The organism is Streptomyces sp. NPDC004609 (assembly GCF_042873655.1).
Taxonomy (GTDB): Bacteria; Actinomycetota; Actinomycetes; order Streptomycetales; family Streptomycetaceae; genus Streptomyces.
The window spans coordinates 103,928-126,961 of the sequence record NZ_JBIALS010000005.1 but is presented as its reverse complement, the minus strand read 5'-3'; the positions used below and the strand labels follow the sequence as shown (position 1 = coordinate 126,961).

The following is a 23,034-nucleotide window of genomic DNA, read 5'->3' as shown; positions in this document are numbered from 1 at the left end:
GGGGCCGGCGCATCCGGCGCGTACAGCCTGTGCACAAAGCACAGCGGGGTACGCGGATGCGTCGGCCCCCGCGGCGCACCCCGTCCGGTACGGCAGGATGAGCACCATGCCCAGCGCAGAAGAGATGAGCGTGTACCAGGACGACCGGCCTGATGTACGGCCCACCCGGCGGGACTCCGTCGCTGCGTCCGGCAGCGAGCTGATCGGTGGTCCGGCCGGACGCTGGGCCCTGCGGACGGGCGGCGGCTATCTCACGCCGGTACGCGTTGTCGCACTGGTGGCGATCGGCATGTTTGCGCTGGGCATGGTGCAGAAGATGCCCTGTTACAACTGGGCCTGGTTCCGGGGCGCCACCTCGCAGTACACCCACGCCTGCTACTCCGACATCCCGCATCTCTTTCTGGGGCGGGGCTTCTCGGAAGGCCGGATTCCCTACTTCGACCGGCTGTCCGGTGACATGGAGTATCTGGAGTACCCGGTGCTGACGGGCCTGTTCATGCAGGTCGCCTCATGGCTGAACGTGGCCGACGGCTCCCTCCAGAACCAGGAGCAGGTCTACTGGATGATCAACGCGGGCATGCTGATGATCTGCGCCGTGATCATCGCCGTCTGTGTCGCGCGCACCCACCGCCGCCGCCCCTGGGACGCGCTGCTGGTGGCGCTGGCACCCGCCTTCGTCCTGACGGCCACGATCAACTGGGACCTGCTGGCCGTGGCGCTCACCGCCGCCGCGATGCTGATGTGGTCCCGCGGCCGGGCGGGGGCCTTCGGTGTCCTCATCGGACTGGCGACGGCCGCCAAGCTCTACCCCGTCCTGCTGCTCGGCCCGCTCCTCCTGCTGTGCTGGCGGGCGGGGAAGTGGCGGGAGTTCGCCACCGCGGCGCTGGCGGCCGCGGGAGCCTGGCTCGTGGTGAATCTCCCGGTGATGGTGATGGCGCCCGAGGGGTGGAAGAAGTTCTACACCTTCAGCCAGGAGCGGCAGATCGACTTCGGTTCCTTCTGGCTGATCATCACCCAGCGCACCGGCGAGCAGATCGACGTCGGCCGGGTGAACACCTATGCCACCCTGCTGATGCTTCTGGCCTGCGCGGGGATCGCGGCGCTGGCGCTGGGGGCGCCCCGCAGGCCCCGCTTCGCCCAGCTCGCCTTCCTGGTGGTCGCCGCGTTCATCCTCACCAACAAGGTCTACTCACCGCAGTACGTACTGTGGCTCGTTCCGCTGGCCGCGCTGGCCCGGCCGCGGTGGCGCGACTTCCTGATCTGGCAGGCGTGCGAGGTCGTCTACTTCCTCGGGATCTGGATGTATCTCGCGTACACCATGAGTCCCAAGCACCAGGGGCTGCCGCCCGAGGGCTACCAGGTGGCGATCGCGGTGCATCTGCTGGGGACGCTGTATCTGTGCGCGGTGGTGGTACGCGACATCCTGATGCCCGAGCGGGACGGCGTACGGCAGGACGGCTCGGACGACCCCTCGGGCGGGGTGCTCGACCGGGCCGAGGACGTCTTCGCCGTGGGTCCGTACGCCCGCCCGCAGCGGTATGCGGCGCCCGGGACGGAGGGGCCGAGGGTGGACTGGGGCCGGGCGCCCTGAGCCGGGCGGCGGCCCTCCGCCGGGCCGGACCCTGCCCGGCCACGGATGCCCCGCCCGGTGCCGGGCGGTCCGAGTGCCCCGGCCCCCGGCGCCCCGCCCGGTGCGGGGCTTCCTACCGCCACCGAATCGCTGACTCAGGTCACTAGCGGTCCACCAGCCGGTCGAACTGGGTCGTGGTGTGACGGAGATGCGCCACCAGTTCGTCGCCGACCTTGGGCTCCTGCGCGTCCGAGGGCACGAACAGGATGGAGACCTGCATGTGCGGGGGTTCGGCGAACCAGCGCTGCTTGCCCGCCCAGACGAACGGCGAGAGGTTGCGGTTGACCGTCGCCAGCCCGGCGCGGGCGACGCCCTTGGCGCGGGGCATCACTCCGTGAAGTGCCTTCGGGGCCTCCAGCCCGACGCCGTGGGACGTCCCGCCGGCGACGACGACCAGCCAGCCGTCGGACGCGGCCTTCTGCTGGCGGTAGCCGAAGCGGTCGCCCTTGGAGACCCGGGTGACATCGAGGACCGAGCCGCGGTACTCGGTCGAGTCGTGGTCGCCGAGCCACAGCCGGGTGCCGATCCGGGCGCGGAAGCGGGTCTGCGGGAACTGCTGGCGCAGCCGGGCCAGGTCCCGGGCGGGCAGATGGCTGACGAACATGGTGTGCAGCGGCAGCCGGGCGGCCCGCAGCCGGTCCATCCAGCCGATGACCTCCTCGACCGCGTCGGAGCCGTCGGTACGGTCGAGGGGCAGATGAAGGGCGAAGCCCTCCAGCCGTACATCCTCTATGGCCGAGGCGAGCTGGCCCAGGTCCTGCTCGGACACCCCGTGGCGCTTCATGGAGCTCATGCACTCGATGACGACACGGGCGCCCACCAGGGCGTGCACGCCGTCGACCGAGGAGACCGAACGGATGACCCGGTCGGGCAGCGGGACGGGCTCCTCCCCCCGGCGGAAGGGGGTGAGGACGAGCAGATCGCCGCTGAACCAGTCCTTGATCCGGGCCGCTTCGTACGTGGTGCCGACGGCCAGCGTGTCGGAGCCGAAGCGGGACGCCTCCTCCGCGAGCCGCTCATGACCGAAGCCGTAGCCGTTTCCCTTGCAGACCGGCACCAGGCCGGGGAACTGGTCGATCACGGACTTCTGGTGCGCCCGCCAGCGAGTGGTGTCGACGTACAGGGAGAGCGCCATGGCCGGCCCGGAACCTTTCTGGTGGCTGCGGTGTATCAGAGGTATGAACGAGATCTACGAGGTTACGGCGTGGGCGTCGGCAGCGTCAGCGGCGCGTCGGCCATCGGCGGCACGGCTCGCGTCAGCGGCGCGACATATAGATGTCGAGCGCCTTGTGCAGCAGTTTGTTGAGCGGGAAGTCCCATTCGCCGACGTACTCGACGGCCTCGCCGCCCGTCCCGACCTTGAACTGGATGAGGCCGAAGAGATGGTCGGTCTCGTCGAGGGAGTCACTGATTCCCCGCAGGTCGTAGACGGTCGCGCCCATGGCGTACGCATCGCGGAGCATCCGCCACTGCATCGCGTTCGAGGGCCGGACCTCGCGTCCGATGTTGTCGGAGGCGCCGTAGGAGTACCAGACGTGCCCGCCGACGACGAGCATCGTCGCCGCGGAGAGGTTCACCCCGTTGTGCCGGGCGAAATACAGCCTCATCCGGTTGCTGTCCTCGGCGTTCAGCACCTGCCACATCCGCTCGAAGTACGAGAGCGGGCGTGGCCGGAAATGGTCGCGCACGGCGGTGATCTCGTAGAGCCGCTGCCATTCCTGGAGATCCTGGAAGCCGCCCTGGACGACCTCGACGCCCGCTTTCTCGGCCTTCTTGATGTTGCGGCGCCACAGCTGGTTGAAGCCCTTGAGGACATCGTCGAGCGAGCGGTTCGCCAGCGGCACCTGGTACACGTACCGCGGCTGGACGTCGCCGAAGCCGGCCCCGCCGTCCTCGCCCTGCTGCCACCCCATCTTCCGCAGCCGGTCCGCCACTTCGAAGGCGCGCGGTTCGATGTGCGTGGCCTCGACGTCCCGCAGCCTCTTGACGTCCGGGTCCTGGATGCCGGCCTTGATGGCGGGCGCGTCCCAGCGGCGGATGACAACCGGCGGGCCCATCTTCACGGAGAAGGCGCCCTGCTGCTTGAGGTGGTTCAGCATCGGCTGGAGCCAGTCGTCCAGGTTCGGCGCGTACCAGTTGATGACCGGGCCCTCGGGCAGATACGCGAGATACCGCTTGATCTTGGGCAGCTGGCGGTACAGCACCAGGCCCACGCCGACGAGTTCGCCGTGCTTGTCGAACCAGCCCAGATTCTCCGAGCGCCATTCGGTCTTCACATCAGCCCATGCCGGGACCTGGCAGTGACTTGCCGACGGCAGGGACCGGATGTACGCCAGATGCTGCTCTCGGCTGATGGTCCTCAGGGTCAGGCTCATGCGGGGCGCTCCTCGGCAGGTGTGTCCCCATGGTCAGGGGCTCCGGCTCTCGCGCCGAAGCCTACTGCGCTGGGGGAGCGCCCCGAATGGTCGCCTTCGAACCGCCTTGACTGGCCGCGTTCGAATCCGGGTCAGCCGATGAGCCCGCCGAAGAGACCTCCGTAGGCCATGCCGAGGAAGAATCCCGCGGAGGACAGGCCGAGCCCCAGGATCAGCAGAAACCGCTCACGGGTCGTCGCGGAGATGAATTGTCCGTAGGCCCCCGTGAGGATTCCCACGAGCCCCGACCACGAGCTGAGCAGATGCAGGTTGTGGAACAACGCCGACGCGAAGGAGAGGACACCGAGCACCAGGGTCACCGCTACCAGCGTGTCCTGGAGAGGGTGGGGCTTGCCGTCGGTGGCGAAGAGGGATACCTGACGTCGCGCTGCCTGTGCCATGCGGCACCTCCTGGCGTAGCCGGAGCGCGGCGCATAGTAGTGCCGCGCGCACCCGATGTGTACAGATTGTGCCCGTCCGCCGCCGGATTTCAACCGGACGCACGTCTGCGGGTACTCTGTACGGTCTGCACCGGTGTCTGCCCAGGCCAGAAGCCGATCCCCCGCGATTGTCAGTGGGGCCTGATTTACTCGGACACAGTTGCAGCAACGCATCACGACCCTCCTGCCACGGAACGACCGTGGCCGCTGAGTCCAAAGGAGGTGGGTTCCACATGCGTCACTACGAGGTGATGGTCATCCTCGACCCCGATCTCGAGGAGCGCGCTGTCTCCCCGCTGATCGAGAACTTCCTCTCCGTCGTCCGTGAGGGCAACGGAAAGGTGGAGAAGGTCGACACCTGGGGCCGTCGTCGTCTCGCTTACGAGATCAAGAAGAAGCCCGAGGGCATCTACTCGGTCATCGACCTGCAGGCCGAGCCTGCGGTCGTCAAGGAGCTCGACCGGCAGATGAACCTGAACGAGTCGGTCCTCCGGACCAAGGTCCTCCGTCCCGAGACCCACTGAGCGTCCAGCTCAGAGTCATCGGGTCCGAGTAGCAATAAAGCAGCCAGAAGCAATCCCCGCCGAGAGGTTCACCCATGGCAGGCGAGACCGTCATCACGGTCGTCGGCAATCTCGTCGACGACCCCGAGCTGCGCTTCACCCCGTCCGGTGCGGCGGTCGCGAAGTTCCGCGTCGCGTCCACTCCCCGCACCTTCGACCGTCAGACCAATGAGTGGAAGGACGGCGAGAGCCTCTTCCTGACCTGCTCGGTCTGGCGTCAGGCGGCGGAGAATGTCGCCGAGTCCCTCCAGCGCGGCATGCGTGTCGTCGTGCAGGGGCGTCTGAAGCAGCGGTCCTACGAGGACCGCGAGGGCGTCAAGCGCACGGTCTACGAGCTGGATGTCGAGGAAGTCGGCCCCAGCCTCAAGAACGCCACGGCCAAGGTCACCAAGACCACCGGCCGCGGTGGCCAGGGCGGCTACGGCGGTGGCCAGCAGCAGGGCGGCGGAGGCGGCTGGGGCGGCGGTCCCAGCGGTGGCCAGCAGCAGGGCGGCGGCGGTGCACCCGCCGACGACCCGTGGGCCACCAGCGCGCCTTCCGGCGGTCAGCAGCAGGGCAGCGGCGGAGGCGGCTGGGGTGGAAACTCCGGCGGTTCCGGCGGCGGCTACTCGGACGAGCCCCCCTTCTAGGGAGCCTTCACAGGGGTCTCCCCGGGGCGTTCGTACCCCCACTTCTTGATCACACAGGAGAATCACATGGCGAAGCCGCCTGTGCGCAAGCCGAAGAAGAAGGTCTGCGCATTCTGCAAGGACAAGACCGTTTACGTGGACTACAAGGACACGAACATGCTGCGGAAGTTCATTTCCGACCGCGGCAAGATCCGTGCCCGCCGCGTGACCGGCAACTGCACGCAGCACCAGCGTGACGTCGCCACGGCCGTCAAGAACAGCCGTGAGATGGCGCTGCTGCCCTACACGTCCACCGCGCGCTAAGGGAAGGGTGACCGAATCATGAAGATCATCCTCACCCAGGAGGTCACTGGCCTCGGTGCCGCCGGCGATGTCGTCGACGTCAAGGACGGTTACGCCCGCAACTACCTGGTCCCGCGCGGTTTTGCGATCCGCTGGACCAAGGGCGGCGAGAAGGACGTGGCGCAGATCCGCCGCGCCCGCAAGATCCACGAGATCGCGACCATCGAGCAGGCCAATGAGGTCAAGGCCAAGCTTGAGGCCGTGAAGGTGCGTCTGGCTGTACGCTCCGGCGACGCCGGCCGTCTCTTCGGCTCCGTCACCCCGGCCGACATCGCCTCGGCGATCAAGACCGCGGGTGGCCCGGACGTCGACAAGCGTCGTGTCGAGCTCGGTTCGCCGATCAAGACCCTGGGCTCGCACCAGGTGTCCGTGCGGCTGCACCCCGAGGTTGCCGCGAAGCTCGGCGTCGAGGTCGTCGCGGCCTGAGTGCTGCGCACGGCTGAGCTGGGTACGACTGAATTGCAGAAGGGCTGCATCCTGATGGGTGCGGCCCTTCTGTGGTGTCCGGGTGACATCCTGTATGCCGATGTTTCACGTGAAACATCGGCATACGAATGGCGGCTCCCCGGTCAGCGTGTCGCCCCGGTGACGATCCAGCGGCCGGAGCCGGTCCGCAGCCATAGCGTCGCCAAGCGGATGGTCATCATCAGGGCCATGGCCCACCACAGGGCGGTCAGACCGCCGCCGAGAGTGGGGACAAGCAGGGCGACGGGGGCGAAGACCGCCAGGGTCACCAGCATCGCCCTGGCGAGATAGGGGCCGTCCCCCGCCCCCATGAGGACTCCGTCGAGCACAAAGACCACTCCGGCGACGGGCTGGGTCAGCGCGACCACCAGCAGCGCGGGAAGCAGGGTGTCATGCACTGTCGGGTCACTGCTGAACAGGGGAACGAAGAGCGGGCGGGAGATCACCAGCAGCAGGCCGAGGGCGACTCCCGAGGCGATACCCCACTGCACCATGCGCCGGCAGGCCTGCCGTGCCCCCTCGGCGTCCCCGGCCCCCAGATAGCGGCCGATGATTGCCTGGCCCGCGATGGCTATGGCGTCGAGCGCGAAGGCCATCAGATTCCAGAGGGAGAGAACGATCTGATGCGCGGCGATCTCGGCGTCCCCGAGGCGCGCGGCGACGGCGGTCGCGATCAGCAGTATGGCCCGGATTGACAGTGTGCGGATCAGGAGGGGAACGCCGGCCTGGGCGCTGGCCCGTATCCCGGCGGCATCGGGCCGCAGTGATGCCTTGTGGCGACGGGCTCCCCGGATCACCACGACGAGATAGGCGGCGGCCATGCCGAACTGCGCGATGACGGTGCCCCAGGCGGATCCGGCGATGCCGAATCCGGCGCCGTAGACGAGGCCCGCATTCAGGACGGCGTTGGCGGTGAAACCGCCGAGGGCGACATACAACGGGGTGCGGGTGTCCTGGAGGCCGCGCAGGACACCGGTGGCGGCGAACACGATGAGCATCGCGGGTATGCCGAGGCTGGAGATCCGGAGGTAGGTGACGGCGTACGGGGTGGCCGTGTCGGAGGCCCCGAAGACATCGACGACCCAGGGTGCGCCCGGGAGAGTGACGGCGACGACCGCCGTGCCGAGGATCAGGGCCAGCCAGATACCGTCCATGCCCTGGCGGATGGCTCCGGAGAGATCGCCCGCGCCGACGCGGCGTGCCACGGCGGCCGTGGTGGCGTAGGCGAGGAACACGAAGACACTCACGGCGGTCAACAGAAGGGCCGCCGCGACGCCGAGCCCGGCGAGTTGCGGGGTGCCGAGATGGCCGACGATCGCGCTGTCGACGATCACAAAAAGAGGCTCGGCGACGAGGGCGCCGAAGGCGGGGACGGCGAGGGCGACGATCTCCCGGTCATGGCGTCGCCGCAGTGCCTTCGGCGTCACGGGGGCCTGGGTCATCGCCTCAATGTAATCTTCCACAGGTAATAGATGCAAGTGTCATTGGATCCTTACGAGCGTCCAGGTTGAAGGCTTCGGGGTGGGCCGTTTGTTCTGATCTTGGTCCGGTTGGGAAACTTTTTCTCCCCCACAGCCAGTGGATGGAAAAGGGCCAGGTCAAAGGGGGTGAGGCGCGCAGATCGCGACTTTGTCCACAGTGCTGTCCCCCGGTCCGTACACAGGTTCCGAGGGGTTCTCCACAGCATCTGATCGCTCATCCACATGGCCTGTGGATAACCAGATTGGCTGACGGTGGAGAGCGGCCTACCGTGGACCGTCGCCCGACGCGCCGGAAGCGGAGCCGGGCCAGTCGATTTGTCAGTGCTGTGCCGTAGAAAGAGGGGGCACGGCGAGGTCCGCTGCGCGGACGGGAGGAGGTGGCCCGGGTGAGCATTTCCGAGCCCTTGGACGACCCGTGGGCGGCCGACAGCGGTCCCGGCGACCGTCTGCCCGTCTCCCGACCGCGCCGTAACGACACCCGCGGCGGCCGTGAGGACCAGCACGAGCGCGGCAGGGACACCGGCGGTTGGGACGGCAGCTCCCCAGGGTTCGAGCGGGTCCCGCCCCAGGACCTGGACGCGGAGCAGTCGGTCCTCGGCGGCATGCTGCTCTCCAAGGACGCGATCGCCGACGTCGTGGAGATCATCAAGGGCCATGACTTCTACCGGCCCGCGCACGAGACCGTGTACACCGCGATCCTCGACCTCTACGCCAAGGGGGAGCCCGCCGACCCCATCACCGTCGCGGCGGAGCTGGTCAAGCGCGGCGAGATCACCCGTGTCGGCGGCGCGCCGTATCTCCACACCCTGGTCCAGTCGGTGCCGACCGCGGCCAACGCCTCGTACTACGCGGAGATCGTCCACGAGCGGGCCGTGCTCCGGCGACTGGTGGAAGCCGGCACCAAGATCACACAGATGGGATACGCGGCCGACGGCGATGTCGACGAGATCGTGAACTCCGCCCAGGCCGAGATCTACGCCGTCACCGAGCAGCGCACCAGCGAGGACTATCTGCCCCTCGGTGAGATCATGGAGGGCGCGCTCGACGAGATCGAGGCGATCGGCTCCCGCAGCGGTGAGATGACGGGCGTCCCCACCGGTTTCACGGACTTCGACTCGCTGACGAACGGCCTGCATCCCGGCCAGATGATCGTCATCGCCGCCCGTCCCGCGATGGGCAAGTCCACCCTGGCGCTGGACTTCGCCCGCGCGTGCTCGATCAAGAACAATCTGCCGAGCGTGATCTTCTCCCTCGAAATGGGGCGCAACGAGATCGCGATGCGCCTGCTGTCCGCGGAGGCCCGGGTGGCGCTGCACCATATGCGCTCCGGCACGATGACGGACGACGACTGGACCCGGCTGGCCCGCCGGATGCCCGACGTCTCCCAGGCCCCGCTCTACATCGACGACTCCCCGAACCTCTCGATGATGGAGATCCGGGCGAAGTGCCGGCGCCTGAAGCAGCGCAACAATCTGAAGCTCGTCGTCATCGACTATCTCCAGCTGATGCAGTCCGGCGGCTCCAAGCGCGCCGAGAGCCGCCAGCAGGAGGTCTCGGACATGTCCCGGAACCTCAAGCTGCTGGCGAAGGAGCTGGAGGTCCCGGTGATCGCGCTCTCCCAGCTGAACCGTGGCCCCGAGCAGCGTACCGACAAGAAGCCCATGGTCTCCGACCTGCGTGAATCGGGCTCCATCGAGCAGGACGCGGACATGGTGATCCTCCTGCACCGGGAGGACGCGTACGAGAAGGAGTCCCCACGCGCGGGCGAGGCCGACCTGATCGTCGCCAAGCACCGTAACGGCCCGACGGCGACGATCACGGTGGCGTTCCAGGGCCACTACTCCCGCTTCGTGGACATGGCGCAGACCTGACCCCGGGGCGATTGGGTCTCAGATTTCCTGGCGCAGTCTTCTAGCTGACTGCACGTCAGTAACACGTGTGCAGCGGCCCTGAGGCTTGCTGTTCAGTGCACTCACTCTTTCTGGTCGGGGGGCCTGGAGATCGTCCTGGGCGGGATCGAAGCCCAGCTGCCGGAACAGCCGCTCCGCCGGTGCCTGATCGGGTAACCGCCTGTCCTGCCGATCCCGGTCGTTAGGGTGCGGCCCATGCCATCCCTCATCGCCGCCGTTCGCGAGCACCACGACGCCGCCCGCTATCTCGCCTGGCCGGGGGACTTCGAACTGGAACGCGGCGACCACGGCGAGGACGTCCACCTCGCCTCGGGCGCGGCGCTGGAAGGCTTCGCGGGCGACGGAGCCGGAGGCACGTACTTCTTCTGTGGCGACGGCGGTGAGGAACGCCCCGTCCTGTACGCGGACTCCGAAGGCGGCGCGGCCCTGGTCGCCATCGGCCTGCCCGAGCTTCTGCGGCTCCTGCTGGTGGTCCCGTGGTGGCGCGACTGTCAGGCGTTCACCGCGGAGGAGAGCCGCGAGCTCGCTGCCGAGTACCTGGAGGACATGTCCGACCTGGTGGCCCGGCGGGACCGCGCGGCGGCCGCTCTCGGTCTCGACCTTCCGGCCGAGGCCGATGCCCTGGTCCGCCTGCGCGAGGTCGCCACCGGCGCGGGCAAGGACTTCATCCTCGTCTTCACACCGGAGAACGAGCCCTACGATCCGCTGATCACGGGCTGACCGGCCCCGGACGCCGGGGGGCCGCCGACGGCTGATCTCCCACGTCCCGCGCCGTCGCCGTTCCCGCCGGGTCTCCCGACTCCTGTCCGGGCCTCCCGGCGACGGGTTCGACCCCCGTGTGCACCGTCTCCGGACGCCGGATCGGTCCCGGCGGGGGCGGGCAAAAACGAGTAGCAGTCGAATGTATGGCCCACATAACTTGGGTGCTTGTGACCGATGACCCGACGCGCTCTCCGAGTGGTTCGACCGCGCCGTCCGGAGAGCCGGCCGGGGCCGGCACCGAAGCGGGGACGGCGGCTGATCGTACGCCGGGGCGGCGCGGGCCCACCGAGGGACTGTTCTCGCGGAAGTACGCGGCCGCCACCTCCATTTTTGCCGTGGTGATGTTCCTGACCGGGCTTGCCGCGCTCGCCGTGGTGCCAACCCTTCCGACCGCCGCGCGGGCGCTCGACGGGGTGTCGCTCTACCCGCTCGTCGCGGGCTGCTTCGTGGCCGCGAGTCTGCTCGGCGGAGTACTGGGAGGTCACTGGGCGGACCGGGCCGGCGCACACCGTCCGCTGGCGGCGGGCATGGTGCTGGCGGTGGTGACCCTGCTGGTCTCGGGGGCCAGTACCTCGGTCTGGCAGCTGGCGGCCGGGCGCTTCCTGGACGGGCTGGCGGCCGGGATGGTCGCGGTGGCGATCAACACCGCCATCGGCCAGACCTACCCCGGCCATGTGCGTCCCCGTGCCCTGGCGCTGATGAGCACCTGCTGGATCGTTCCGTCACTGGTCGGACCGCCCCTGGCGGGGCTGGTGGCCGAGTGGTGGACCTGGCGCGCGGTGTTCTACGGCCTGGCCGCGCTGACCCTGCTGCCGGCGCTGGTGGTCGTGGCTCTGCTGCGGAGCAGGTCCTGGTCCGCCACGCCCGCGCCGTCCGGGGAAACGGCCTCGCGCCCCGCGCTTCTGGTCGCGACGGCGGTGAGCCTGGGCGCGGCCCTCGGGCAGTACGGCGTTTCGGGCTGGGACCCCCGCCATCTGTTGTTCACGGCCGGAGGGCTCTCCCTGCTGGTGGTGTTCGCGCCCCGGCTGCTGCCGCCGGGCACCTGGCGTGCGGTGCGCGGCCTGCCCGCCACGGTGCTGCTGTGCGGTCTGGGGTCCGGAGTGTTCTTCACACTGGAGGCATACGTACCCCTGCTGCTGGTCACCGAGCGGGATGTACCCCCGGTGGGGATCGGGCTGGCCTTCACGGGTGCCGCCGTGGCCTGGGCGGCTTCCTCCTGGGTACAGGGCCATCTGCTGGAGCACTGGTCCCGCCACCGTCTGGTCGTGACCGGCGCCCTGGTGCTGGCGGGGGCGGTCACGATCGCGATCGCCGGGACGTTTCCGCCGGTGCCCGCGTTTGTCGCCGCGTCGGCCATGGTCGTCGCCGCCGTCGGTATGGGGCTGTTCGCCCCTTCTCTCACGGTGCTGTCGCTCTCCCACAGCCCACCGGGCCGTCAGGGATATGCCAGCAGCGCGATGCAGACCAGCCAGAACCTGGGCCAGGTGTCCGTGCTGGGTGCCGCCTCCGCCGTCTTCAACGCCTTCCTGGCCCTCGGTTCCGGCGACCCCGCAGGCTACGGCGCCGCCTTCGGGCTCCTGCTGGTTCCGTGCGCCGTGGCCGCCCTGTACGCCGTCCGCGTCCGCGCCGGGAAATGACCGCGCGCCGGTGTGGCGACCCGGCCCGGCCCGAGCGGCGGCTCCCGGCCCCAACCCCGGCCTCCTCGAACCCGGCGCCGTGAACGGGCCCGACCGGTCAGCCCGACCGGTCACCACGTCGGCCCGGCCTGCTGGTGAGGATCCGTACCTCGCGCGTTGACCTGCCTCCCGCGCGTGGAGCATGACCCGTGCGTTGACCTTCAAGCCGCTTGAACGCCGACAATCGCGTGCATGGACGACATCGAAGCGCCGCTGAGCATCGGCGCCTTCGCCCGGCGGGTGGGGCTCGCCCCGAGCGCCCTGCGCTTCTACGACGACTGCGGCATCCTGCGGCCCGCCCGGGTGGACGACGGGACCGGCTACCGGTACTACGGCCCGGACCAGGAGGTCCGTGCCGTTCTGGTACGCCGGTTGAGGGAGGCGGGGCTGCCGCTGACCGACGCCTCGGTGGTGCTCGACGGCTCCCCCGAGGAGGCCCGGATCGTTCTGGAGAGGCATGCACGCAGGACCCGGGACCGGGCGTCCGCGGCGCAGTCGGCCATCGAGCGGATCCTCCGTGAACTGCCCGCCGGGGCCGGACGGGCCGAGGCCCGTATCGGCGGGGCCGAGCTGTCCAGCGCGGTCCGGCAGGTGGCTCCGGCGGTGGCGGTCGTCTCCGTGCGGGAGGAGTTTCCCGTACTGGGCTGTGTCCTGCTCGAACTCGACGGCCAGGAAGTCCGCCTGGTGGCCACCGACCGCTACCGCCTGGCGGTGCGGGTGCTGCGTCCCGGCTCCATCGAGGGTGGATCGTGCCATGTCCCGGTCGATGCCGCCGAGATGAAGCACATCGCGTCCTGGGCGCTGCGCCTGCCGGACGTCACCATCGGGACGGACGGGCGCGATGCCTGGATCCGCGGCGGTGACGAGGTGCGGACACTGCCGGGCATCGACGCCGTCTTTCCCTCGTACCGGGAGATTCTCGAAGATCTGCCCGCCGCCCGGCACCGGGTGATCACCGACCGGGACGCCCTTCAGCAGGCGCTTGCCGTGAGGGAAGGAGGAGCCGGGGGAAGCGGACCCGTCACCTTGCGCACCGACGGGCAACGAGTTCTCGTCTCGGGCCGTGGACCGGTGGATACGGCGTTGCGTGCCATCTGCACCGGACCGCCGCTGCTCATCGCCTTCGCCCCGGACGTACTGCTGTCGGCACTCGACGCCGGTGTCGGCCCCGATGTGCTGCTGGAGATCTCGTCACCGACGCAGCCGGTCGTGGTCCGCTCGGCGGATCAGGGCAGTTTCACCACCCTGGTCATGCCCGTCCACCCGGTGACGGTCCGCCCGACGCCTGTCCACCCGGCATCGGGGAACGGCTGAGCCGTCTCCCGAACGGGGCCGGCCCGCTCCTCCCCACGGGCCGGGACTTCGGCCCTGGAGTGGTGCCCCGATGCCACGAGGTGACACCCCTGACCACGAAGAAGGAGGACAACCACATGAACCCCGACAACCCGGTGGTGCGTCTGTGCGCCCAGGGCATGGAGGCCGAGGCCGCCGGCAGGGACGCCGACGCGCGTGATCTCTTCCGCCGGGCCTGGGAGGCCGCTGCCGACGACTACGAAGCCTGCGTGGCCGCCCACTATCTGGCCCGGCATCAGCCCACACCCGAGGAGACGCTCCACTGGAACCGCGAATGCCTCAGCCGGGCGGATCTCGTGGCCGACGAACGCGTCGAGGGCTTCTACGCCTCTCTGCACCTGAACATGGCCAGGAGCCACCTGGATCTCGGAGAACCGGGCGCGGCGCGCGAGCACTTCGTCCGCGCCTCCGAGCGTGTTCACACCGTGCCGCCCGGGCCGTACGGCGACGGGATCCGTTGTGCGATCGCCGAGGGGCTGCGCTCGACGGGCGCGACCGCGCCCCGCGCCGGCGGTGATCTCCTCGCCGGGCTGCTCGCCGCGTTCTGTGCCCGGGGCGACCTCAAGGCCCTGGGCCTGATCCTGCCCGCCTATCTGGGAGACCTCGGCACGGACGACGACCGGGTGCGGCTCTCGACGGCTCTGCGCCTGGTTCACGCCGGCCGGTGGCTGCCGGACGGGGAGCAGGCCACGCTGGGCCGGGTGATCGGCTCCCTCACCGGGCCCGTTCCCGCCGCCACGGCCGCCCCCGGCCGTGAGCTCCGGGATCAGGCCGGTGACATCAGTTCTTAGAGGTTTGTCCCAGTCGTCGATGAAGAGAGGCCGCGCGGGGCCGGCGGATGGCCGACACGGCCGTTGTCGGGCTCCGAAGGTCGTTTCCATACGGGACCGAGGCTTCCCGTAGCCGGTCGAGCACCGCGTCGAAGGCGTCCGGGTCGACACCGAACGCGAGATGTGTGCCGGGCGGCTGCGGAACCGTCGGGAAGTCCAGGGTGAGGGAGTCGTCGACCCGTACGGAGGCGAAGTGGCGTCCGGACCCCAGTAGCCGAGCCGGATGGTGACGGCGCTGTCGTGTGCGATGGCCAGAGGGACGGTGGCGCGCACGATCACCGCGCGGCGCTCCTCAGGACTCATGGCGGGGGCGCGTCACTCCTTTGGCAGGTGGCATGGCATCCAGACCACGGAGTGACTGCTCACCCAGTGATGGCCGGTGCGGGCTTCCGCGCTTCGCGCAAGGGCGGGCTGTGCGCTCGACATGGCGGGCCGTGCGGTCGACTCGGGCCCCCGGTCGGCGATAGACCTGCTTCATGACCTCATCCCTGACAGAACAGCTTCTGCCCGCCACCGAGCGGGCCCTTCTGCATCGCATCGCCGTAGCTCAGTCGGACGGACGGGCGCCTTCCCTCGTCGCCGGGGTGGCGCGCGAGGGCCGACTGGTGTGGACCGGGGCCCGGTCCGGTGGCGCAGGGGCGTCGGCGGGCGCCGATACGCAGTACCGCATCGGCTCCATCACCAAGACCTTCACGGCCGTTCTGGTGATGAGGCTGCGGGACGAGGGGCTGCTCGATCTGAACGATCCCCTGGAGAAGTATCTGCCCGGGTCGGGCGTCGGGGAGGTGACGATCGCTCAACTGCTCGCCCACAGTGCCGGTCTGAGCGCCGAGTCACCGGCGCCGTGGTGGGAGCGGACGCCCGCTTCGCTGCGGCCGGAGCTGGCCGACGTGCTGGGGGACCGGACGCGGATGCATCCGGTCGGCCGCCGGTTCCACTACTCCAACCCCGGCTACACGCTCCTCGGTTCCCTGGTCGAGGCGGTACGCGGCGCGTCCTGGGCGGACGTACTGCGGCGGGAGATCCTGGAACCACTGGGCCTGGAGCGTACGAGCGTGCAGCCGAGGGCTCCCCACGCCGACGGCTGGGCGGTGCATCCCTGGGCCGATGTGCTGCTTCCGGAACCCTGCGAGGACCTCGGGCTGATGGCCCCGGCCGGACAGCTGTGGTCGACCGTCGCCGACCTCTGCCGGTTCGCCGTGTTCCTCGCCAAGGGCGACGACCGGGTGCTGGACGCGTCCTCCGTACGGGAGATGCGGACACCGTCCGTACCCGCGGAGGCGGGCGCCCTCGGCAGCGTCTACGGACTGGGGACCCAGATCCTGGGGCAGGACGGCCGCACCCTTGTGGGGCACACCGGCTCGCTGCCCGGCTTTGTCGCGGGGCTCTGGGTGAGCGTGGAGGACGCGGTGGCCGCGGTCGTGCTCGCCAACGCGACCTCGGGCCCGTCAGCAGGCGTCGTCACCGCCGAACTCGTCCGGATCGTGGCCGAGGCAGAGCCGCGTATCCCCGAGCCCTGGCGGCCCCTGCCGGAGGTCGACCGGGATCTCCTGGCGCTGACCGGACCCTGGTACTGGGGCACCCAGTCCTTCGGGCTGCGGCTGCTCCCCGATCGGGTGCTGGAACTCCAGCCCCTGAGCGCCACCGGCCGCGGGGCCCGCTTCACCGTCGAGCCGGACGGGACCTGGACCGGCCGGAACGGCTACTACGCGGGGGAGACTCTCCGGGTGGTGCGCAGGTACGACGGATCCGTGCGCCATCTCGATGTGGGGTCCTTCGTTTTCACCCGTGAGCCCTATGAGCCGGACGCCGGAGTGCCGGGCGGAGTCGACGAGGACGGCTGGCGCGGGCTGCGGCCCTGAGCGTGTTTCACGTGAAACACCCTCCGCTGCCCGGCCGACGGATGCGCTTACGTCGCGGCTCCCCCTCCGGCGGTGTACGGAAACGGGGTGAATCCTGGCTGCACCGGCCGGGGCCGGGCAGACGCCCGGCATCCGGCCCGGTGGCGCCCGGCCTCCGCCTCGATCACAGCGGTGGCCTCATGTCCGGCGTCGGTGAGCAGCCGCCGGACGATCTCGCCGTCGTGCCCCGGGCCCGGCAAACCGGCCGTTCACCACCGGTGGGCCGAGAGATTCCCCGTCAGAGGCGGAGCTTGAATCCGGCTCGGCAGGCTACGCGGGGATCCGCAGCTCCTCGACCGTCCGGACCAGCGGAGCGAGCGTGGGGTTCTTGGCGGCCTCGTCGAAGGCCTCGCGCAGGGCGGCGTCATTGGTGGGCCGGGCCTCGGCGAGCAGTGCCAGTCCGGCTTCGGTCACATCGGTGTAGATCCCGCGGCGGTCGGTGTCGCACAGGTAGCGGGTCAGCAGTCCTCTGTCCTCAAGCCGGGTGACCAGGCGGGTCGTCGCGCTCTGGCTGAGCACGACCGTGTCGGCGACCTGCTTCATCTGGAGGTGGCCGCCGGGACCGTCGTGCTGGCGGCTGAGGGCGTCCAGGAGGGAGTACTCGCGCACGCTGAGACCGTGCCTGCCCTCCAGGGCCCGCTCGACATGGGTCTCGATCTTCCCGTGGAGCAGGGAGAGGGCGCACCAGCTCTGGGAGAGCGCGGAGAGTGCGGGATCCATGGCGGTCATCGCTGTTCCTCCTCCGTGCTGCCCTGTGCTCGATCCGTTGGTGCGCGACGACAGGGCGCTGTCTCCAGGGTAGACGACAAGCGCAATATTCCGCGTCTGCAACCATCTTGTGTCCGCTCGGCCCGGGCGGCGCCGGACCCCTGACGCTGCCTCGCTCGGCTCTGGGCAACGGCGGCGGACCCCCGAGCGTGCCGTGCTCGGCCCGGACGGCGCCGGCGCACCTCCGACTGTGCCCGGCCCCACCGCGCCCGATGCTCCGACCGGCTCCCGGCCGTGCCCTGAGGTCAGCCGCAGGCGAGCGAGAGCGGGGCGAAGCGCCGGGACCGGTCGCCGGGCAGATCGTCGACGGCACGGATCATCACCTCGTTGAAGGCGATCGTCTCCATGCCGTGTTCCTTCACCCAGGTCAGCAGCTCCTCATGGTGCCCGTCGACGTCCGTTCGCAGGGCACGGTCCGTTCCGGCGGCGAGTGAGGCGATGAGAGCCTTTGCCGTTCTGGTGTCCCCGGCGATCAGCGGGCCCACGACATGCGTGTCCATGTTCGGCCAAGCCGCCGCGTACCCCGTGAGTACGCCGTCCTCCTCCGCCACCCTCAGCTGGTCGGCGAAGGCGGGCAGCCGAGCGATCATATGGGTGCGGTCCAGGCCGAAGACCTCGGTGTCCAGGCGCACGATCGCCGCAAGGTCCTCGGCGGTCGCCGGGCGGGTGGCCGCGTCGGCCGAGGCGGTGAGGGCGGAGTCCCGGAGGCGGCCGCTGACCATCTCGGCGCGCCCCACGGAGGTGAAGCCCAGCTGTTCGTACAGCGGCTGTCCGTGCGGGGTGGCGTACAGCGTGAGCGGGGTGTCTCCGGTTTCGCTCAGCACATGCCGCATCATCCGGCGGCCGATACCCTGGCGCGCGTACCGGTCCGCGACGACCATCATGCCGATCGCCGAGAGCTCGGCGCCGTAGGAGGTCACCACACAGGTGGCGACCAGCCCCTTGCCGGAAGGGTCGTCGATTCCGTGCACGGTCCCCGCAGCCAGCAACAGTCCCCACTTGTGCTCCTCGCGAGGCCAGCCGCGGTCTTCGGCGAGATCGGCACAGGCAACAAGATCGTCCATCGTGAGACGGCGAATGGGGAGTCCCGGGAGAGGAGTTGACATAAGGATCAGACTGTCTGGCCCGGTGATCGCTCGTCCAGTGCTTTCCGGGAAGTGGCCTCCGCGCGCAGTCGCCGACCGCGACGGGTCGGCCCCCATGGCTTCAGTACGGAGATGACGGTCATGAAGAGATAGGCACTGAAGGAGACGATCGGGCCCATCACCAGATCCGTCGCACTGGGCAACGGGGCACCGGAGGCCACGGTCTGGACCGCGTGATCGACACCCGGCCGCAGAGCGAAGACCGAGGCCGTGAGGGTCACCAGGGTGATGCAGAACTTGGTGACAACCCAGCGGTGTCGCATCAGACCCCATGCGGTGCCGAGGGCCAGGGTGAGTCCGCTGAGCAGGGTCAGCACCGCGAGGGGCAGCACCAGCCAGTCGGTGAACACCTTCATCGAACGGGCCGCCGCCTCGGTCATGGTGCCGGAGTCCGTGGTGATCGCGGCGGTGGCCAGCGCGAGGAGACCGAGCGTGAGCCCGAGCCAGCCGGCGGACGCGGAGACATGGACGACAAGGACGGCACGCCGTAGGGGACGCTTGAGTGGTTTCACGTGAAACACGGTGCCGGGCGAGCTGTCGTCCTGCGTCTGACAGCGGGAGTAATCGGCGGTACTAGCCTCGGCGTACGGCCCGCGGTCCGGCCGCCGCCGCGAGACCGGGCAGTGCCGTGCCGGGCACGGCCCCAGGACGGCTCAGCGGCCCGTCCGCGGGCGGGGGGCATCGGCCCGCCCGGCGTGCAAGGACTGCCCCCAGCGAGCGGTCAGCCCAGGTCGGGGGCGTGCATCGCCCGTACACCCTCGATATTGCCGTCGAGATAGTGCCGCAGTGACAGCGGTACGAGATGGACCCCGGCGATCCCCATCCGGCTGAAGGGGACCCGTACGATCTCGTACTCCCCGCAGGGCTCGTCGACCTCCGGGCCGTGGCGCTGCGCCGGATCCATGGATTCCAGACGGCAGACGAAGAAGTGCTGCACCTTCACTCCCGTCACTCCGCCGTCCGCGATGTGCTCGACGGTGTCGACGAAGCAGGGCACGATATCGGTGACCTTGGCACCCAGCTCCTCGTCCAGTTCGCGGTGGAGCGCGTCGATGACGGTGGCGTCGTCGGGCTCGACCCCGCCGCCGGGAGTGAGCCAGTAGGGATCCACACCGGGCTTGGTGCGCTTGATCAGGACGAGATCGTCGCCGTCGAGCAGGATGGCGCGTGCGGTGCGCTTGACCACGGGGCGTTCGGTCATGACTGGAAAATGGCCCGGACGGCCCGGTCTGAAACCCGAGGCCGTCCGGTCACCAGTCGACGGCCGCGCGCAGCAGCCCTTCGTGGGCCCGCGCGATGTGCGGCAGGGCGAGCGTACCGGTGCGTACGACGAGGAAATAGGTGCGCAGCGGAGGCACCTGGGGGTCGAGTAGCGCCACCAGCCGCCCGCGCTCCAGCGCGTCCTCGCACAGATAGCGCGGCAGGACGGCGAGCCCCGCACCGGAGGCGGCGGTCTCCAGGACGGCCCGCAGATCGGGGGCGATCACGGTGCCGGCGGCCGCGGGCCGTGATTCGAAGACGGCGGCCCAGTAGCGCGAGACCAGCGGCAGGGACTCATGGACCTCCACCACGGGCAACTGCTCCAGCACGACATGGCCCCCGCGCAGCACATCGGGCCCCAGCCGCGCTGCCCAGCGCGGGGAGGCGACCAGTACGTGTTCCTCGTCGCAGAGGGGAGTCGACGTCAGCAGTCCACCGCGCGGCCGGGCCGTGGTGATGGCCAGATCGTGATGTCCCGCCGCCAGCCCTTCCAGGGTCTCCTCGGAGTTCCCGAAGGAGGCCCGCAGCGCGAGTCCCTGGGAGATCAGCGGGGTGAGGGCGGGCAGGGCGCGCAGTGAGGTGAACTCGGGAAGACCCGCGAGATGCAGGGTCCGTCCGCCCGCCTCGTCGTCCAGCCCGGCCTCGGCGATCTCCACCAGGGCGTCCAGATGGGGCGCGGCGCGGTGGGCGAGTTCGTCGCCGATGGTGGTGGGGGTGACGCCCCGGGCCTGGCGCAGGAACAGCGGTCGGCCCAGCTGCCGCTCCAGGGTGCGGATCTGTCCGGTGACGGCGGGCTGGGAGAGCCCGAGCAGTGCGGCGGCACGGGTGAAGGAACCGGCCCGGTGCACCGTGACGAACGTGCGCAGCAGGGCCAGATCCATGCCCATGGCCTCCCGACCGACGATGCCCGCGGACCCGCACAACTATAAATAAGTCGATAGGTCGCTGTCGCTACTGTGATTGGACACTGACGCAGAGTCAACTAGCCTTGTTCGCGCGGTTCTTCGGGGAATGAACCGGGACGGCCCGAGCCATGAGGGGGGAGGCTCGGGCCGTCCGCCCCGTGAAGAACGCCCCGGCCACGGGCGCTCCGGGGTATGCGGCCGATCCGCGCGCGGGCCCTATCGCGCCGCGTCGAGCGCCCGCAGCACATCCGCGAGCAGGTCCTCGGGGTCCTCCGCACCCGCCGACAGCCGGATGAAACCCTCCGGTACCGCGTCGCCGCCCCAGCGGCCCCGGCGCTCGGCCGAGGAGCGCACCCCGCCGAAGCTCGTCGCGTCGTCGACCAGCCGGAGCGCGTCCAGAAAACGTTCCGCGTGGCCGCGGTCGGGCAGGACGAAGGAGACCACCGCGCCGTACCGCCGCATCTGGCGCGTCGCGTTCGCGTACGAGGGATCCGACGGCAGCCCCGGATAGCGCAGCCCCGTGATCTCGTCCCGCTCACGGAGCGCCTCGGCGAGGGCCAGCGCGTTGGCGCACTGCCGCTCGATCCGCAGGTGCAGCGTGGCGAGTGAACGGTGGGCGAGCCATGCCTCCATGGGCCCGGGAATCGCCCCGGCGATCTTGCGCCAGCGCCGCACCTGCGCCGCGAGAGCGGCGTCACGGCAGGTCACATGGCCGAGCAGAAGATCGCCGTGACCGGTCATGCCCTTGGTGTCGCTGGCCACGGAGAAGTCGGCGCCCAGCTCCAGCGGGCGCTGGCCGAGCGGGGTCGCCAGGGTGTTGTCGACGGCGACCAGCGCGCCGGCGGCATGGGCGGCGTCGGTCAGCCGCCGTACATCGCACACATCGAGCCCCGGGTTGGACGGGGTCTCGATCCACAGCAGCCGTGCTCCCCCGAGCAGGGACAGCTGCGCGTCGCCGCCCGTCGGCGCGGTCCTGACCTCGACGCCGTACGCCGCGAGCTGCTCGCCCACCAGAGGCAGCGCCTGATAGCCGTCGGCGGGCAGCACCACCGCGTCCCCCGCCCGCAGCAGGGAGAACAGCACGGCGGAGATCGCGGCCATCCCGGAGGCGAAGGTGACGGTCTCGACGGGCTCCCCGGGCGCCTCCAGCTCTCCGATCGCCCGCTCCAGAAGGGTCCAGGTCGGGTTGGAGTCCCGGCCGTAGGTGTACGGGCCGGCCGGCTCGCCCGGCAGGTGGAAGTGGGCCGCGAACACCGGGCCCGGCAGCGTCGGCTCGTGCTTCACCGGCGCGGGCAGTCCCGCCCGTACCGCCCGCGTACCGTCTCCGGCGCCTGCGCTCATGTCCCTGCCGCTCCTCGTGCCGCCGGTCCGCCCGTCACCCCATCCTGCGTGATCCGGCTCAGTCGCCGTCGGGCAGGGCGACGTTCACGGCCCAGGAGACGACCGAGATGATCAGGGCGCCGAGCACGGCGGTCCAGAAGCCCTCGACATGGAAGCCCAGACCGACCGTGTCGGCCAGCCAGGAGGTCAGCAGCAGCATCAGCGCGTTGATGACCAGGGTGATCAGCCCGAGGGTGAGGATGAACAGCGGCAGCGCCAGCAGCTTCGCCAAGGGCTTGACGAGGACGTTGACCAGACCGAAGATCAGGGCGACCAGCACCAGGGCCAGCGTTTTCTTCCCGGTGCTGTCACCGGTGAGCGTGATGTCCGCGACCAGCCAGATGGCCACAGCCAGGGCCACCGCGTTCGCGATCGTCTTGACTACGAAATTCTTCATGTGTCTGATCGTGGCAGACGTGATCGGAACGAGAGCAGGGGCGGACGCAGGATGAAGGCATACCGGCTGGACGAGCTGGAGGTGGAGCGCGCCGCGAACGACGGCGCGTACCTCCAGTTCCTCCGCGAGCGGAACATGTCGGTCGGTCTCTACGCGCTCGACGCGGGGGCGCTGGACCCGCAGCAGCCCCACCGCCAGGACGAGGTCTACTTCGTCGTCAGCGGCCGTGCCGCGATCACGGTGGGTACGGAGACGACCCAGGTCGCACGCGGAAGTGTGATCTATGTCCCGGCCGGAGTGCCGCACAAGTTCCACCACATCACCGAGGATCTGCGGGTGATGGTGGTCTTCTCTCCCCCCGAGAGCTGACCCGCACCCCCGGGAATCCTTAAGGGGCGGATCAGGGGAGTTCAAGGGCTTGGAGCCCCCCGTTGCCCACTGCCGTCCGCCTAGCATCGAGGGCAGGAACTCAGAACCACGAGGAGGAGCGATGGCTGTGCGAGAGATATTCGCGGGGATGCCGTGGTGGTTGAAGTGGGTCGCGGTGCCCGTCATCGCGCTGGCCGTCTTCGGCGGACTGATCACGAGCGTCGTCGGATTTGTGATCGGTCTGCTGTTCAAGGCTCTGGTCCTGGTCGCCCTCGTGGCCGGACTGGTCTTCGTCGTACGCAAGTTCATGACGTCCTCGAACTCGCGCGGTGACTGGTAACCATTGTCGGTTCGGGTGTTAACCCAGCCGGGGGAACACCCCCCAAACCCCAGGTCCGGCGGGTGGGGCGACCA

At 69.8% G+C, this 23,034-nt stretch carries 24 protein-coding genes; 13 read left to right on the top strand and 11 right to left on the bottom strand.

The annotated features are described in order from the left end of the window. Nucleotides 1-106 precede the first annotated feature (106 nt). The gene (locus ACFYT4_RS06755) at nt 107-1,591 is read left to right on the top strand and encodes a glycosyltransferase family 87 protein (protein WP_389265968.1); all 1,485 of its coding nucleotides are present in this window, start codon (nt 107-109) and stop codon (nt 1,589-1,591) included. Nucleotides 1,592-1,733: 142 nt separating this feature from the next. On the opposite strand, the gene ACFYT4_RS06750 is transcribed toward ACFYT4_RS06755, so the two are convergent. The 3 genes from ACFYT4_RS06750 to ACFYT4_RS06740 all read right to left on the bottom strand — a co-directional run bounded on the left by ACFYT4_RS06750 (nt 1,734) and on the right by ACFYT4_RS06740 (nt 4,445). Next, complete coding sequence (locus ACFYT4_RS06750) at nt 1,734-2,765, bottom strand: alanine racemase (RefSeq protein WP_389265967.1); 1,032 nt, start codon at nt 2,763-2,765, stop codon at nt 1,734-1,736. A gap of 121 nt (nt 2,766-2,886) precedes the next feature. After that, entirely contained in the window at nt 2,887-4,005 is a 1,119-nt protein-coding gene (locus tag ACFYT4_RS06745; protein WP_389265966.1) for a lipid II:glycine glycyltransferase FemX, read from the bottom strand. Between the two features lie 131 nt (nt 4,006-4,136). Then, a complete protein-coding gene (locus ACFYT4_RS06740; protein ID WP_389265965.1) occupies nt 4,137-4,445 on the bottom strand; it encodes a hypothetical protein in 309 nt (102 codons plus the stop codon). A 272-nt stretch (nt 4,446-4,717) separates the two neighbouring features. On the opposite strand from ACFYT4_RS06740, the gene rpsF reads away from it, so the two are divergent. The 4 genes from rpsF (at nt 4,718) to rplI (ending at nt 6,444) form a co-directional block, all read left to right on the top strand. Continuing rightward, a complete protein-coding gene (rpsF, locus tag ACFYT4_RS06735; RefSeq protein WP_004950685.1) occupies nt 4,718-5,008 on the top strand; it encodes a 30S ribosomal protein S6 in 291 nt (96 codons plus the stop codon). A 74-nt stretch (nt 5,009-5,082) separates the two neighbouring features. Then, the gene (locus tag ACFYT4_RS06730; RefSeq protein ID WP_389265963.1) at nt 5,083-5,676 is read left to right on the top strand and encodes a single-stranded DNA-binding protein; all 594 of its coding nucleotides are present in this window, start codon (nt 5,083-5,085) and stop codon (nt 5,674-5,676) included. Nucleotides 5,677-5,742: 66 nt separating this feature from the next. Then, nucleotides 5,743-5,979, top strand: a complete 237-nt coding sequence (rpsR, locus tag ACFYT4_RS06725; RefSeq protein ID WP_003956534.1) for a 30S ribosomal protein S18 — start codon at nt 5,743-5,745, stop codon at nt 5,977-5,979. 18 nt (nt 5,980-5,997) lie between these two features. Continuing rightward, entirely contained in the window at nt 5,998-6,444 is a 447-nt protein-coding gene (gene rplI / locus ACFYT4_RS06720) for a 50S ribosomal protein L9 (protein WP_389265961.1), read from the top strand. Between the two features lie 143 nt (nt 6,445-6,587). Here rplI and ACFYT4_RS06715 read toward each other — a convergent pair whose 3' ends face one another. Continuing rightward, nucleotides 6,588-7,925 carry an MATE family efflux transporter gene (locus tag ACFYT4_RS06715; protein WP_389265960.1) on the bottom strand — a complete coding sequence of 446 codons (1,338 nt, stop codon included), beginning with the start codon at nt 7,923-7,925 and terminating at the stop codon, nt 6,588-6,590. Between the two features lie 443 nt (nt 7,926-8,368). Here ACFYT4_RS06715 and dnaB point away from each other — a divergent pair, with 443 nt between their 5' ends. The 6 genes from dnaB to ACFYT4_RS06685 all read left to right on the top strand — a co-directional run bounded on the left by dnaB (nt 8,369) and on the right by ACFYT4_RS06685 (nt 16,357). Then, on the top strand, nt 8,369-9,835 hold the full coding sequence (gene dnaB, locus ACFYT4_RS06710) for a replicative DNA helicase (protein WP_389266266.1): 1,467 nt from the start codon (nt 8,369-8,371) through the stop codon (nt 9,833-9,835). Nucleotides 9,836-10,069: 234 nt separating this feature from the next. Beyond that, the gene (locus ACFYT4_RS06705) at nt 10,070-10,594 is read left to right on the top strand and encodes a hypothetical protein (protein ID WP_389265958.1); all 525 of its coding nucleotides are present in this window, start codon (nt 10,070-10,072) and stop codon (nt 10,592-10,594) included. 383 nt (nt 10,595-10,977) lie between these two features. Then, nucleotides 10,978-12,273: an MFS transporter gene (locus ACFYT4_RS06700; protein ID WP_389266264.1), complete on the top strand. Its 1,296-nt coding sequence runs from the start codon at nt 10,978-10,980 to the stop codon at nt 12,271-12,273. 231 nt (nt 12,274-12,504) lie between these two features. Beyond that, entirely contained in the window at nt 12,505-13,626 is a 1,122-nt protein-coding gene (locus tag ACFYT4_RS06695) for a MerR family transcriptional regulator (RefSeq protein WP_389265956.1), read from the top strand. A 116-nt stretch (nt 13,627-13,742) separates the two neighbouring features. Beyond that, nucleotides 13,743-14,456 carry a hypothetical protein gene (locus ACFYT4_RS06690; RefSeq protein WP_389265954.1) on the top strand — a complete coding sequence of 238 codons (714 nt, stop codon included), beginning with the start codon at nt 13,743-13,745 and terminating at the stop codon, nt 14,454-14,456. 515 nt (nt 14,457-14,971) lie between these two features. Next, nucleotides 14,972-16,357, top strand: coding sequence for a serine hydrolase domain-containing protein (locus ACFYT4_RS06685; protein WP_389265952.1), 1,386 nt, complete (start codon nt 14,972-14,974; stop codon nt 16,355-16,357). A gap of 309 nt (nt 16,358-16,666) precedes the next feature. Here ACFYT4_RS06685 and ACFYT4_RS06680 read toward each other — a convergent pair whose 3' ends face one another. The 7 genes from ACFYT4_RS06680 to ACFYT4_RS06650 all read right to left on the bottom strand — a co-directional run bounded on the left by ACFYT4_RS06680 (nt 16,667) and on the right by ACFYT4_RS06650 (nt 22,251). Then, nucleotides 16,667-17,125: a MarR family winged helix-turn-helix transcriptional regulator gene (locus ACFYT4_RS06680; protein WP_389265950.1), complete on the bottom strand. Its 459-nt coding sequence runs from the start codon at nt 17,123-17,125 to the stop codon at nt 16,667-16,669. A 284-nt stretch (nt 17,126-17,409) separates the two neighbouring features. Next, nucleotides 17,410-18,270 carry a GNAT family N-acetyltransferase gene (locus ACFYT4_RS06675; protein WP_389265948.1) on the bottom strand — a complete coding sequence of 287 codons (861 nt, stop codon included), beginning with the start codon at nt 18,268-18,270 and terminating at the stop codon, nt 17,410-17,412. Nucleotides 18,271-18,275: 5 nt separating this feature from the next. Next, nucleotides 18,276-18,821: a DUF2269 domain-containing protein gene (locus tag ACFYT4_RS06670; protein WP_389265946.1), complete on the bottom strand. Its 546-nt coding sequence runs from the start codon at nt 18,819-18,821 to the stop codon at nt 18,276-18,278. A 209-nt stretch (nt 18,822-19,030) separates the two neighbouring features. Beyond that, nucleotides 19,031-19,510, bottom strand: a complete 480-nt coding sequence (locus ACFYT4_RS06665) for an NUDIX domain-containing protein (RefSeq protein ID WP_389265945.1) — start codon at nt 19,508-19,510, stop codon at nt 19,031-19,033. 49 nt (nt 19,511-19,559) lie between these two features. Next, entirely contained in the window at nt 19,560-20,450 is an 891-nt protein-coding gene (locus ACFYT4_RS06660; RefSeq protein ID WP_389265943.1) for a LysR family transcriptional regulator, read from the bottom strand. A 240-nt stretch (nt 20,451-20,690) separates the two neighbouring features. Then, nucleotides 20,691-21,815 carry a cystathionine gamma-lyase gene (locus ACFYT4_RS06655; RefSeq protein WP_389265941.1) on the bottom strand — a complete coding sequence of 375 codons (1,125 nt, stop codon included), beginning with the start codon at nt 21,813-21,815 and terminating at the stop codon, nt 20,691-20,693. A gap of 58 nt (nt 21,816-21,873) precedes the next feature. Continuing rightward, complete coding sequence (locus ACFYT4_RS06650; protein WP_389265939.1) at nt 21,874-22,251, bottom strand: phage holin family protein; 378 nt, start codon at nt 22,249-22,251, stop codon at nt 21,874-21,876. 51 nt (nt 22,252-22,302) lie between these two features. Between ACFYT4_RS06650 and ACFYT4_RS06645 the strand changes: the two genes are divergently transcribed. Then, the gene (locus ACFYT4_RS06645; RefSeq protein ID WP_389265937.1) at nt 22,303-22,620 is read left to right on the top strand and encodes a cupin domain-containing protein; all 318 of its coding nucleotides are present in this window, start codon (nt 22,303-22,305) and stop codon (nt 22,618-22,620) included. Between the two features lie 127 nt (nt 22,621-22,747). Continuing rightward, a complete protein-coding gene (locus tag ACFYT4_RS06640) occupies nt 22,748-22,960 on the top strand; it encodes a DUF5326 family protein (RefSeq protein WP_389266263.1) in 213 nt (70 codons plus the stop codon). Nucleotides 22,961-23,034 lie beyond the last annotated feature (74 nt).